This is a genomic window from Micromonospora sp. NPDC005203 (assembly GCF_042872705.1).
Classification (GTDB): domain Bacteria; phylum Actinomycetota; class Actinomycetes; order Mycobacteriales; family Micromonosporaceae; genus Micromonospora.
In genome coordinates this window covers 767,761-779,995 of the sequence record NZ_JBIAKV010000002.1, presented here as the reverse complement: position 1 = coordinate 779,995, position 12,235 = coordinate 767,761, and the positions used below count along the sequence as shown (strand labels likewise).

At 71.6% G+C, this 12,235-nt stretch carries 13 protein-coding genes; 7 read left to right on the top strand and 6 right to left on the bottom strand.

Features of this window, described 5'->3' with window-relative positions; all coding sequences use genetic code 11:
* Positions 1–31: 31 nt before the first annotated feature.
* The 3 genes from ACFYPM_RS08950 to ACFYPM_RS08940 all read left to right on the top strand — a co-directional run bounded on the left by ACFYPM_RS08950 (position 32) and on the right by ACFYPM_RS08940 (position 1,812).
* Positions 32–1,012: a helix-turn-helix domain-containing protein gene (locus tag ACFYPM_RS08950; protein WP_387192852.1), complete on the top strand. Its 981-nt coding sequence runs from the start codon at positions 32–34 to the stop codon at positions 1,010–1,012.
* A 73-nt stretch (positions 1,013–1,085) separates the two neighbouring features.
* Positions 1,086–1,325, top strand: coding sequence for a DUF397 domain-containing protein (locus ACFYPM_RS08945; protein WP_387192849.1), 240 nt, complete (start codon positions 1,086–1,088; stop codon positions 1,323–1,325).
* A 211-nt stretch (positions 1,326–1,536) separates the two neighbouring features.
* The gene (locus ACFYPM_RS08940; RefSeq protein WP_387192846.1) at positions 1,537–1,812 is read left to right on the top strand and encodes a hypothetical protein; all 276 of its coding nucleotides are present in this window, start codon (positions 1,537–1,539) and stop codon (positions 1,810–1,812) included.
* 122 nt (positions 1,813–1,934) lie between these two features.
* On the opposite strand, the gene nudC is transcribed toward ACFYPM_RS08940, so the two are convergent.
* From nudC to ACFYPM_RS08920, 4 genes are all read right to left on the bottom strand, one after another.
* Positions 1,935–2,894, bottom strand: coding sequence for an NAD(+) diphosphatase (gene nudC, locus ACFYPM_RS08935; RefSeq protein ID WP_387192843.1), 960 nt, complete (start codon positions 2,892–2,894; stop codon positions 1,935–1,937).
* 76 nt (positions 2,895–2,970) lie between these two features.
* Positions 2,971–4,314, bottom strand: a complete 1,344-nt coding sequence (locus tag ACFYPM_RS08930) for a M16 family metallopeptidase (RefSeq protein WP_387192840.1) — start codon at positions 4,312–4,314, stop codon at positions 2,971–2,973.
* Between the two features lie 114 nt (positions 4,315–4,428).
* Positions 4,429–5,739: a M16 family metallopeptidase gene (locus ACFYPM_RS08925; protein WP_387192838.1), complete on the bottom strand. Its 1,311-nt coding sequence runs from the start codon at positions 5,737–5,739 to the stop codon at positions 4,429–4,431.
* 10 nt (positions 5,740–5,749) lie between these two features.
* A complete protein-coding gene (locus tag ACFYPM_RS08920) occupies positions 5,750–6,865 on the bottom strand; it encodes an LLM class flavin-dependent oxidoreductase (RefSeq protein WP_387192835.1) in 1,116 nt (371 codons plus the stop codon).
* 171 nt (positions 6,866–7,036) lie between these two features.
* On the opposite strand from ACFYPM_RS08920, the gene ACFYPM_RS08915 reads away from it, so the two are divergent.
* Genes ACFYPM_RS08915 through ACFYPM_RS08900 form a run of 4 tightly spaced genes read left to right on the top strand, consistent with a single transcriptional unit; the run spans position 7,037 to position 10,189 of the window.
* The gene (locus ACFYPM_RS08915; protein WP_387192832.1) at positions 7,037–8,104 is read left to right on the top strand and encodes an ABC transporter substrate-binding protein; all 1,068 of its coding nucleotides are present in this window, start codon (positions 7,037–7,039) and stop codon (positions 8,102–8,104) included.
* Complete coding sequence (locus ACFYPM_RS08910; protein WP_357246763.1) at positions 8,101–8,880, top strand: ABC transporter ATP-binding protein; 780 nt, start codon at positions 8,101–8,103, stop codon at positions 8,878–8,880. The genes ACFYPM_RS08915 and ACFYPM_RS08910 overlap by 4 nt, the downstream gene beginning before the upstream one ends.
* Positions 8,870–9,754 carry an ABC transporter permease gene (locus ACFYPM_RS08905; protein WP_387192829.1) on the top strand — a complete coding sequence of 295 codons (885 nt, stop codon included), beginning with the start codon at positions 8,870–8,872 and terminating at the stop codon, positions 9,752–9,754. The genes ACFYPM_RS08910 and ACFYPM_RS08905 overlap by 11 nt, the downstream gene beginning before the upstream one ends.
* A 3-nt stretch (positions 9,755–9,757) precedes the next feature.
* Positions 9,758–10,189, top strand: a complete 432-nt coding sequence (locus tag ACFYPM_RS08900; RefSeq protein WP_387192826.1) for an RrF2 family transcriptional regulator — start codon at positions 9,758–9,760, stop codon at positions 10,187–10,189.
* Between the two features lie 82 nt (positions 10,190–10,271).
* Here ACFYPM_RS08900 and ACFYPM_RS08895 read toward each other — a convergent pair whose 3' ends face one another.
* Positions 10,272–10,472, bottom strand: coding sequence for a hypothetical protein (locus tag ACFYPM_RS08895; protein ID WP_387192823.1), 201 nt, complete (start codon positions 10,470–10,472; stop codon positions 10,272–10,274).
* Positions 10,473–10,910: 438 nt separating this feature from the next.
* The gene (locus ACFYPM_RS08890; protein WP_387192820.1) at positions 10,911–12,224 is read right to left on the bottom strand and encodes a DEAD/DEAH box helicase; all 1,314 of its coding nucleotides are present in this window, start codon (positions 12,222–12,224) and stop codon (positions 10,911–10,913) included.
* Between the last annotated feature and the right edge of the window lie 11 nt (positions 12,225–12,235).

Genomic DNA, 12,235 nt, shown 5'->3' with positions numbered 1-12,235 from the left:
GTCTGCGGCGGTCGACGGGAAAGAGGACACTGTGCCTCCTGCCGCACCCAGCCCGATAATGCGTCGCCGACGGTTGGGCCTGGAACTGCGCCGCCTGCGCGAGACCGCGGGGCTCACCGGCGATCAGGTCATCGAGAGGATCGGTTGGGCGTCGGCGTCCAAACTGTCCCGTCTGGAGAACGGCCGCAGCCGACCGGACCCACAGGACGTCGGCGTACTGCTGGCCCTCTACGGGGCCGACGAGGCAACGCACGCGGAACTGCTCGGCATCGCCGGCGAGGCCGGCGACATGCGGGGCTGGTTGAAGAACTTTCCGGTGATGACGCAGCAGCAGCGTAGCTGGGCCGAGCTTGAGGCGGGCTGCGCGGAGATCTCCGAGTACAACCCGGTGTTGGTGCCGGGCCTGTTGCAGACCCCCGGGTACGCCAAGGTGCGGATCGTCTCGGCCCGCGAGGTGAGCGCGGGCGCCGGTGAACCGAAGCCGGGCGACGACCTCGACACCGAGGTGCAGGCGCGGATGGCCCGCCAGTCGCTGCTGACCCGGGAGCCGCACGCGCCGCGTTACACCGCGGTCCTGGAGGAGGCGGCCCTCGGTAACCGGGCCGGACCACCCGAGGTGCTGCACGAGCAACTGGTCCAGCTCTGCGAGCTGGCCCTGCTGCCCAACGTGACGCTGCACGTCCTGTTGCGGGACACCCCGGTCGGCAATTGGTACCTTCCGCCGACCGCGTTCTCCGTCTACCGGTTCGCCGATCCGCTCGATCCGGAGACATTGGCCATCGAAGGGGGGTTCACCGACGTCATGTCGACCGAGGTAATCCCACTAAATAGCTATAAAGTGGTGTTCGAGTGGCTATGCACGGCGGCACTAACCGCCTCGGAAACCCTCTCCTGGCTGATCGAGTCGACGGGACGGCTGACCGAGGCGGTGCCCCCATCCACAGTGGCGTTCGGGCCGGCAACGGCGCCGACCCAACGCCGCAGGGACTCGGGGCGGCTGACGGAACGGTGATCCACGGGGGTCCATCCGTCGGACGTGCGACACCACTCGTCCCATCGGATCGGTTCACACCAGGAGCAGAACCATGAACGACATCCGCAACACGCCGTCCGCCTCCGCCCGCTCGTTGGCGGACGCCCCGTGGCGTACCAGCACACGAAGCCAGACCTCCAACTGCGTCGAGGTCGCCCCCCTGGGCACCGGCCCGTCCGCTGTCGCGCTGCGCGACAGCAAGGACCGAGGCGGCCCGGTGCTGCAGTTCAATCGGGCCGGATGGCTCGGTTTCATCGCCGGAGCCAAGGGCGGCCAGTTTGATCTGAACTGACCCGGTGACCGGGACGGGGCCGTCGGCACACTGCCGGCGGCCCCGTCTCGTTCCGGGCGCAAGCCCGCTGAGCAGGCATCGGATGATCGGACGAGGCTCAGAATCAATAGGCGAGTTTGCGTTGCCGGGATGTTCACGCGGCGTAACATGGCCATCGAGTTCGTGGAACTTCCACACTGGCTCATCCGTCGCGGTTCATCCGGAGACCCTCATGCGGTTCCTGATCGTTCGCACCGACATCCGCACCGTCGCCGACGGGGACATCGCCGCCGCCTGGGCGGACGGCCACCGACTCCGCGACGAGACGACCGCGCCCGAGCCGCGACGGCAGATTGTGCACGCCGAGGACCGGGACGCCGCGCTGCTGCTGGCTCGCGCCCTGGCCGCGGTCGGCGCGGTCCGCGCCGGCCGGCAACGGGTCAAGGTCCTGCCGCTGAGCGAGCCCCGACCCGCCTTCCGCAACAGATCCCACCGCACCAGCACCTGACTCAGACGTCCGTCGTGGTCGGACCGGCTCCCCCGCCGCGTTCTACGCACCGCCGACCACGACGGCCCGTGTTCCCGGCCTGTGACCGCCGCGGCAACGGCGGCCACGGGCCGGGACCGTGCTCACCGGTCGGCGTCCACCCAACCGTCCAGCCAACGGTGGATGAGGAACAGCGCGATCGACGACGGTGGGGGCAGGATCAGCCGAGCCCCGTCACCCACGTCGACGGTCTGCCCGGCCAGCGCCGCCCCGATCTCCCGGCGCGTGAACCACCTCGCATACGCGATCTCGGACGGATCGACCCGCACCGGATCGGTCGGGTCGGCGGTGGCCAGGAAGCCCAACATCAGCGAGCCGGGGAACGGCCAGGCCTGACTGCCCACGTACCCGATGCGCTCGATCCCGATGCCCACCTCCTCGCGGACCTCGCGCAGCACGGCGGCCTCCGCCGACTCGCCCGGCTCGACGTAGCCGGCCAGACACGAGTAGCGCCGCCCGTCCGGGGTGCCCGCCCAGCCGGCGTTGTTGCCGAGCAGGCAGCGCCCGTCCGGGCCGTCCACGCCGTCGTGCACCAGCACGATCATCGCCGGGTCGGTCCGCGGCCAGATCCGCCCACCGTTGCGGTCCACCCGGGACCAGCCCGCCTCGTCCATGGCGGTCGGTGCCCCGGTGCTCGACGCGTAGCCGTGCCGGCTGTGCCAGTTGATCAGGGCCAGCGCGGTCGTGAAGATACCGGCCTCCCGGTCGGCGAGCAGGTGACCCACGTCGCGCAGGTTGACCGCCCGGGTCCCCGGCAGCTCCGGCAGCGGTGCGTCGACCGCGAAGACCGGCACCCCGTCCGGCTCGACACCGAGGAACATCGCCGTCGACTCCGACCCGGCCGGTATGTCGGCCGCGGCGAGCAGCACGAGCGCCGGCGGCGACGTGTCGGCGCGGGCCAGCGTGCGGCCCTCGGCGGACGAGTCGAGCACCAACACCCGGGCGCGCAGCCACGCCTCGGTCAACCACTGCGAGTCGCCCCGCCGGTGTGCCGCCCGATCCAGGGTGGACCGGGCCAACGGCGGCGCGGCCTCCCCGCTCACGCGCGCGCTCCGCTACGCGCCGCGCCGGCGCGAGACGGCTCGCTGCTGAGCCTCAGGGTTCGCTCACCACGCTCGCTCACTGCACCGGCTCGGTACGGATCGTGGTGAGCGCGGCCAGCCCCGGCGTGACCCGCTCGGCGTCGCCGAGCACCACGACCGCAGCCCGGGCAGGTGCCAGGTACCGGGCCGCCGCCCGCGCGACATCGTCGATGCTCGCCTTCGCCAACCTGGCCGAGTACTCGGCGAGGAAGTCCAGGCGCAGGCCGTTGCCGGCGTACGCGCTCGTCAACGCGGCCAACCCCGCCTGGGTGGACATGCCGAGCTGAAGGGTGCCCAGGGCGTACTGACGGGCCTGCTCCAACTCCTCGGGCTTCGGCGGCAGCGACGCCAGCCGACCCAGCTCGTACGTCGTCTCGAGCAACGCCGGACCGGTGACCTCGGTGGCCACCTCGGCGGCGGCGACAAGCACCGACCCGGCCACGGAGTGCTCGATCCCCGAGTGCGGGCCGTACGTGTAGCCCTTGTCCTCGCGGATGTTCTCCACCCAACGGGAGGAGAAGTAGCCGCCGAAGATCAGGTTGGCCAGTTGCAGCGGAGCGTGGTCCGGATCGGTGCGGGACACCGCCGGAAGCGCGATCCGCAACGAGGACTGCACCGATCCGGGTCGGTCGACGAGCAACAGCGGCCCCGGCTCCAGCGGCGGCGTCGCCGGCAACTCCGCGACCCGCCCGGCGCCGGCCCAGCCGCCGAGCGCCCGCTCGGCCGCGTCCAGGGCCTTCTCCGGCTGCACATCGCCGACCAGCACCAACTGCGCGCCGGCCGGGTGGACCCGCTCCGCGTGCAGGGTGCGCAGCGCCGCCGGCCGAACGGCGCGGATCTGGCCGGGCTCCGGGGTCTGCGTCGCGTACGGGTGCCGGCCGTAGATCCGCTTCAGCAGCGCCTCCCGGGCCAGGTGCGACGGTTGGCTCTGCGCCACCTGGATCCGGTCGACGAGCCGGTCCCGTTCGGTGGCCACCTCGTCGCCGGGGTAGCTGGCGCTGGTCAGCACCTCGGCCAGCAGTTCCAGCATCCGGTCCAGGCCGGTGACCAGGCCCGCGCCGGAGAGCATCAGCCGGTCCGGGTCGACACCCGCGGAGAGTCCGCCGCCCACCTTCTGCAACTCGGCGGCGATCTGCACACTCGTCATCGACTCGGTGCCGGACAGCATGGTCTGCGAGAGCATCGCGCCGCGGGCCAGGTGGACCCGGCCGAACGGCACCCAGAGCCGCAGCTCGACGAGCGGCACGGCGGGCCGGCGTACGGCGATCACCGTGAGGCCGTTGCGCAGCGTGCGCTCGGCCTGCTTGGGCACCTTGAGCTTGCGGGTCGGGCCGAGCGGAGGCAGCGTACGCGGTCCGGCAGGAATTGTTGTCGTGCTCACTGTGCCACCTTCGTTCGCGACTGCGGGGCTCGCAAAACCGGCTCACTCCTCGCGCTCACCGAGTCACCTTCGTTCGCGACTGCGGGGCTCGCAAAACCGGCTCACTCCTCGCGCTCACCGAGCACCTCCGGCGATGACCTCGATCGCGGCGCGGCGTTCCGGGCGCACGGTGGCCGCGGCGGCCCGGACCTGCTCCTCGGTGACCTCGCCGACCAGCCGGGGCAGCTCGTTGAGCAGGCCCGGTTCGCCGCGTTGCTGCTCCAGCACGGCCATCCGCAGCGCCCGGCCGAGCACCGCGTCGGTGTCGCGCAGCAGGTGGGTCGCCATCCGGGCCTGGGTGCGGGCCAGCTCACCGTCGGTCAGCCCGTCGGTGGCCAGCCGGTCCAACTCCTCGTCGATGGTGCGCAGCACCTTGTCCACGTCGCCCCCGGGCGGCAGGTGCGCCTGCAACAGCAACGCGGTGGGATCACGGACGTCGAAGGGATCGCCCATGAAGCCGAGGTATCCGCCGAGGCTGGTAACCGTGCGGTCCCGTTGCACCAGGCGTTCGACGAGCCGCGACGCGTCACCGTCGGTGAGCACCTCGGCCAGCACCACGAAGGGCAGGTAGCCGGCGAAATCGGTGATCGGGTCGGGTACCCGCCAAGCCCCGGCGACCGCCGGCAGCGGCGCCAGGGCATCGGTGTACGAGGTGCGCCGCTCGGCGGTCAGGTCGGGCTCGGTGAAGTCGGGCCGAACCGGCGCCGGGCGGGCCGGCACGTCGCCGAAGTGCCGGTTGACCAGCTCGGTCGCCTCGGCCACGTCGATGTCGCCGCTGACCGCGAGGACGGCGTTGCCGCTGGCGTAGTAGCGGCGGAAGAAGTCCGCGGCGTCGGCGACGGTCGCCGACTCCAGGTCGTCGAAGGAGCCGTAGCCGTCGTGCGCGTTCGGGAAGGTGTCGAACATGACCGGGGGCAGGGTCAACCAGGGGAAACCGCCGTACGGTCGGTTGAGCACGTTGACCCGGATCTCCTCCTTGACCACGTCGACCTGGTTACGCAGGTTCTCCTCGGTCAGTCGGGGGCCGCGCATCCGGTCCGCCTCCAGGAACAGCGCGCGTTCCAGCGCGTTGCTCGGCAGCGTCTCGAAGTAGTCGGTGTAGTCCAGGTGGGTGGAGCCGTTGAACGTCCCACCCGCCCCCTGCACATGCCGGAAGTGGGCCAGCTTCTCCAGATTTTCCGAGCCCTGGAACATCAGGTGCTCGAAGAGGTGGGCGAAGCCGGTGCGCCCCTCCGGTTCCGAGCGGATGCCGACGTCGTAGACCACCGCCACCCCGATCACCGGGGCGCTGCGATCAGGGGTGAGCACCACCCGCAGGCCGTTGTCGAGGGTGAACCGCTCGACCGGATACTTCGTCGCTGGAATTCTGGATCTCCGCGCAGGCACGGAGTCGACCCTAGCGCGTCGACACCCCCACCACCCGCGACCTCAGCGGAGCCGCCGAAACCGAGGCGCTGACGAGGGGCAGCACCTCGGCGCCGACCCGCTCGGCCTCCTCCCGGTGCGGCCAGCCGGAGAGGATGAACTCGTCGACGCCGAGCGCGGCGTACTCGTCGATCCGGGCCGCGACCTCGGCGTAGCTGCCCACCAGCGCGGTGCCGGCGCCCTCGCGGACGAGGCCGACACCTGCCCACAGGTTCGGTGCGACGGTGAGCCCGTCGGTGCGGCCGGCGTTGAGCGCGGCCATCCGGGCCTGTCCGACGGAGTCCATCCGGCGGAATCTGGCCTGGGCGGCGACGATCCGCTCCCGGCTCATCCCGGCCAGCAGCCGGTCGGCCTCTGCCCAGGCCTCGGCGCTGGTGGGCCGGGCGATGACGTGCAGCCGCAGTCCCGTGCGCAGGGTGCGGCCGTGTTCGGCGGCGAGCGCCCGGACGCGGGTGACCCGGGCCGCGATCGACGCCTGCGGCTCACCCCACATCAGGTAGACGTCGGCCTGTCGGGCGGCCACCGTCTCGGCGGCCGGGGACGCGCCGCCGAAGTAGACCGGCGGAGGCTCGGCCAGTGGGGTGGCCAGGCCGCCGCCCTCGACCTGGTAGTGCGTGCCGGTGTAGTCGAAGGGCCGTCCGGCCCAGGCGCGGCGGAGCACCTCGATGAACTCACCGGTACGCGCGTAGCGGTCGTCGTGCCCGAGGAAGTCGCCGTACGCCCGCTGCTCGGCCGGGTCGCCGCCGGTCACGATGTTGAGCGACAGCCGATTACCGGAGACGGCCTGGAACGCCTCGGCCTGCTGGGCGATCAGGGTGGGCAGCGCGAAGCCGGCCCGGACCGCGACCAGCATGCCGAGCCGCTCGGTGTGCTGGGCGATCGCCGCGCAGACGATCCACGGGTCGGGGCAGCCGGCGCCCACGGGCGTGAGGACGGCGGTGAAGCCGTGCGCCTCGGCGGCCCGGCCGACCTCGGCCAGGTACGCCACCGTGGCGGCGCGGTCGTGCCGGGCGGCACCCGCCGTGACGGTGGCGGCACCGACCTGGTCGCCGTCGCCGGAGGTGGGCAGGAACCAGTGGAAGGTCATCGCACAGTCGCCTCTCTGACAGTTGCCGAGCGTCGTACCCTAGCAAGCTGGTAGGAAATACCGACATAGGCGAGACGCACCTTCCCGGCATGTGGATGGGCCTTGACGCTGACCACCCGCTGGCCCACTCTTCCTACCAACTAAGTAGGAATACTGCGGATTGGATGGACGATGAGACGGCACCCCTTGCGCCGGTTGGTCACCCTGGCCACCCTTGCCGCCCTCGGGGCGGCGACTGTGGGCAGCGCCGCCGCGTGCGGCAACGACAGCGACGGCTCCGGTGGCGCCTCTGGCGGCCCGGTGACCCTACGTCTCGGCTACTTCCCCAACATCACCCACGCACCGGCGGTCGTCGGCGTGGAGAAGGGCATCTTCGCCGAGAAGCTCGGCACCGACGTCACGTTGGACCCGAAGACCTTCAACGCCGGCCCGGCCGCCATCGAGGCCATCTTCTCCGGCGCGTTGGATGCCACCTACATCGGTCCGAACCCGACGGTGAACGCCTTCTCCAAGTCCAAGGGTGAGGCCGTCCGGGTCATCTCCGGCGCGGCCTCCGGCGGCGTGGCGCTCGTGGTCAAGCCCGGCATCACGGGCGTGCAGGACCTGAAGGGCAAGAAGATCTCCACCCCGCAGCTGGGCAACACCCAGGACGTGGCGATCCGCTACTGGCTCAAGCAGCAGGGTCTGACCACCACCAAGGAGGGTGGCGGCGACGTCAAGATCGTGCCGCAGGAGAACGCCCAGACGGTCGAGACGTTCAACAGTGGCGCGATCGACGGCGCCTGGGTGCCCGAGCCGTTCGTCTCCCGACTGGTCAACGCCGGCGGCAAGGTGCTCGTCGACGAGCGCGACCTGTGGCCGGACAAAAAGTTCGTCATCACCAACCTGCTGGTCAGCACGAAGTTCCTCAAGGCGCATCCGGACGTGGTGCAGAAGCTGGTCGATGGCCAGGTTGCCGCGAACGAGTTCGTCAACAGCAAGCCCGAGGAGGCCCAACAGGCCATCTCCGACGCGATCGGCAAGATCACCGGCAAGCCGCTGGACCTGAAGCTGATCAAGCAGGCGTGGCCGACGTTGGAGTTCACCAACGACCCGATCCCCACGTCTTTGAAGGCGGGCCTCGACCACGCCGTCGAGGTCAAGCTGACCGAACCGGTCGACCTCAAGGGCCTGTACGACCTCAAGTACCTCAACAACGCTCTCAAGGCGGCCGGCAAGCCCGAGGTCACCCAGCCATGACGTCGACCACGACGACGCCGCAGAGCGCGACCACCGCGGTCGCGCTCTCCGGCGTAACCAAGGTGTACGGACGCGGGCCGAACGCCGTCCTGGCCCTCGACGGGGTGTCGTTGGACGTCGCGCCCGGCGAGTTCGTCTGTCTGGTCGGCGCGTCCGGCTGCGGCAAGAGCACCCTGCTCAACCTGGTGGCCGGGCTGGACCGGGTCAGCGGTGGGCAGATCACCCTGGCCGGTGGGGTCAACCCGGGCCTGATGTTCCAGGAGCCGGCGCTCTTTCCGTGGCTGACCGTCGACGCCAACGTGGAGGTGCCGCTGAAGCTGCGCCGGCTCCCCCGGGCGCAACGCCGCGAGCGGGTGGCCGAGCTGCTGCGAACGGTGCACCTGGCCGACTTCGGCCGCAAGCGCCCACACGAGCTCTCCGGCGGGATGCGGCAGCGCGTCGCGCTGGCCCGCACGCTGGCACTGGACACCCCGGTGCTGCTGATGGACGAGCCGTTCGGCGCACTGGACGCGATGACCCGGGACATCCTGCACGACGAGCTGGAACGGATCTGGTCCGAGCGCAAGCTGTCGGTGCTCTTCGTGACGCACAACGTCCGCGAGGCCGCCCGGCTGGCCGACCGGATCATCCTGCTCTCCAGCCGTCCCGGTCGGATCATCTACTCCACCGAGGTGAACATCCCGCGCCCTCGTCGGATCGACTCCCCCGAGGTCGCCGCCATCGCCGCCGAGGTCACCGAGCGGCTCCGTACGGAGGTGGGCCGCCATGGCCAATGACACCCTCACCAATTCGGCGCGTAGCGACGCGGAGATCACCGGTCTCGACGCGCTGGAGATCGCGGGCCGGGACAACGAGGTCTCCCGGGGCGCCCGCTTCTGGGCGGCCACCTGGCCCAAGTTGGCGGCGCTGGCCATCGCCATCCTGGCCTGGCAGCTCGTGGTCTGGTCGGGCTGGAAGCCGCCGTACTCGCTGCCCGGTCCGCTGGAGGTGGGCCGCGAGCTGGTGGAGCAGGCCCAGGGTCCGCAGCTCTGGGAGGGCCTGGTCACCACGCTCCGCCGGGCCGCCCTCGGGTACGTCTTCTCGGTCGCCGTCGGCCTGCTGCTGGGCCTGGCGGTGGCCCGTTCCAAGGTGCTCCGGGCCGCCATCGGCTCGATGATCACCGCGTTGCAGACCATGCCGTCGATCGCCTGGTTCCCGCTGGCCATCCTGCTGTTCGAGCTGAGCGAGAAGGCGATCTTCTTCGTGGTGGTGCTCGGTGCCGCGCCGTCCATCGCCAACGGGGTGATCTCCGGCGTGGACTACGTACCGCCACTGCTGAAGCGCGCCGGCCGCAATCTGGGTGCCCGAGGGCTCAACCTCTACCGGTACGTCATCGCGCCGGCCGCCCTGCCGGCGATCGTCGCCGGTCTCAAGCAGGGGTGGGCCTTCTCCTGGCGCAGCCTGATGGCCGGTGAACTGCTCGTGGTCGGCATCTCACAGACGTCGCTCGGTGCCCAGCTCACCTACTCCCGCGAGTTGTCCGACGCGCCCTGGCTGCTCTCCACGATGATCGTGATTCTGGTCGTCGGCCTGGTCGTGGATGCCGCGTTCGGCGCGGCGGACAAGGCGATCCGGCGGCGCTGGGGCGTGCTCGACCAGGCGGGCAACTGAGCGGTGTACGTCTCCGCGCGCAGCGACTACGCGCTCCGGGCGATGCTCGCCGTCGCCGCCGGTGGCGGCGGCGGCGAGTTGGTCAAGGCGGCCAGCCTGGCCGAGGTGCAGGACATCCCGCTCAGCTTTCTCCAGGGCATCCTGCTCGACCTACGCCGAGCGGGTCTGCTGCACAGTCACCGCGGCGCCGACGGCGGGTACGCCCTGACCCGCCCAGCCGACGAGATCACCGTCGGTGACGTGTTGCGCGCGGTCGGCGGTTCGCTCACCACGGTGCGCGGCCTGCCGGCCGAGCGCGCCGGCTACCACGGGGTGGCCGCCGGGCTGACCGACGTCTGGCTGGCGGTGCACGGGGCGATCGCCACGGTGGTCGACAGCACCACCCTGGCTAATCTGCTCACCCACACCTCGACCGACCGCGCCTCCACCACCTGAAGCGGCGGAGGCGGTGTGGTCGGGTCGGTGCCCCGCCGAACCCGACCACACCGCTGGCCCGCGTCGGCCCATTGGCCACTGGTCAGCCCACGTGTGCGACCACCGGGCCGAGGCCCGGGTCGTCGGGGCTGCGCAGCTCCACCAGGCTGCCGGGAGCGCTACCCGCCGAGGTGGCGTGCCAGGGCGCGAAGGCCGCAACCATGGCGAGCAACAGACCGGCGAGCGCGAGCGCGACCACCAGGATCAATTCGCGCACCGCACCCGAGCCGGCCTCGCCCGCCATGGTCACCCCTCCCGCGCCGGGCCCCCCGCCCGACTGCCCCCGCTGGCCAGCTTCGACCACGGACAGCCAGGGCACAATCGGCCAGCCGACCCAGCCGAAGCTGATTACCGACTGAGCGGTGTGGTCGGCCGGCCGACCGTGTGGTCGGCCGGCCGAGGGGAGCGGAGGTCCTGCTCGCGGCCTTTGCTCTGCTTCAACGGACGCAACACCACTCGTCCGGTATCCGGACACCGGCCGTTGCGTGGGTTGGAGCAGAGCAAAGGCTGTCAGGAGGTGCCGGCCGCCCGCACCCGGCCTGGCCGCCCGCACCGGGCCCGGCCTCCCGCACCCGGCCTGGCCGCCCGCACCCGGCCGCGCGGGTCCCGCCGCGCCACTCGCCGCAGACAGACCGACCCGCCTCGCCGAAGCGGGGCGGGTCGGTCGAAGCGCGGGAAGAGATCAGACGGTACGCGGGCGGCGCGGGCGGCGCGACCGACCCGACGCGCGGTGCGCCGGGCGGGCGGTGCCCTCGGCGACCGCTCCGCCACCGGTGCGGACCCGAGCTGCGGGCGCCGGCGGGGCGACGATGGTCACCGGCACGCCGGACGGCTCGCGGGCACCGGTCACCCGGGCCAACGCCCCGTCACCCGGACGCACCTGAACCGACTCGGGTCGGATGCCGGCAACGGCCATCAGTCGCGACACGTCCCGGCGCTGCTCGGGCAGGACCAGGGTGACCACGGAACCAGACTCGCCGGCCCGGGCGGTACGCCCGCCCCGGTGCAGGTAGTCCTTCGCCTCGGTCGGCGGGTCCACGTTGACCACCATGTCCAGGCCGTCGACGTGAATGCCCCGGGCCGCCACGTCGGTGGCCACCAGAGCGGTCACCTGACCGTTGCGGAACTGCTCCAGGATGCGGGTGCGCTGCGGCTGGGACTTGCCGCCGTGCAGCGCGGCCGCGCGTACCCCCTTGGAGAGCAACTGGCGGGCCAGCCGGTCGGCGCGGTGCTTGGTGCCCATGAACAGGATGGTGCGGCCCTCACGGGCGGCGATCCGGGTCAGCGCGTCGGGCTTGTCCAGCGCGTCGACGTGCAGCACGTGGTGGGTCATCGCGGTGACCGTGGCTGTGCCCGGGTCCACCGAGTGGGTCACCGGGTTGCTGAGGAAGCGGCGGACCAGCCGGTCCACACCGCCGTCCAGAGTGGCGGAGAAGAGCATCCGCTGCCCCTGCGGCGCGACCTGCTCCAGCAGCTTGGTGACCTGCGGCAGGAAGCCCATGTCGGCCATCTGGTCGGCCTCGTCCAGCACGGTGATCTCGACCTGGTCGAGCCGGGCGTCGCCCCGGTTGATCAGATCGTGCAGCCGGCCGGGGGTGGCGACGACCACCTCGGCGCCGGCCCGCAGAGCATCCGCCTGCCGTCCCAACGACAGCCCGCCGACGACTGTGGTGCAGCGCAGCCCGACGGCGCGGGCGTACGGGGCCAACGCGGTGGTGACCTGCTGGGCCAACTCACGGGTCGGCACCAGCACCAGGGCCAGCGGACGACCCGGGCGGGCCTTACGGCCAGCGGTGCGCGACAGCAGCGGCAGCCCGAAGGCGAGGGTCTTGCCGGAGCCGGTACGACCCCGGCCCAGGACGTCCCGGCCGGCGAGCGAGTCGGGCAGCGTCGCCGTCTGGATCGGGAACGGCTCGGTGATGCCCTGCGCGATCAACGCGGTGAGCAGCGCCGGTGCCAGACCGGTATGAGCGAAAGAAGGAATAACAGTGGTCATGCGAAAGCCTT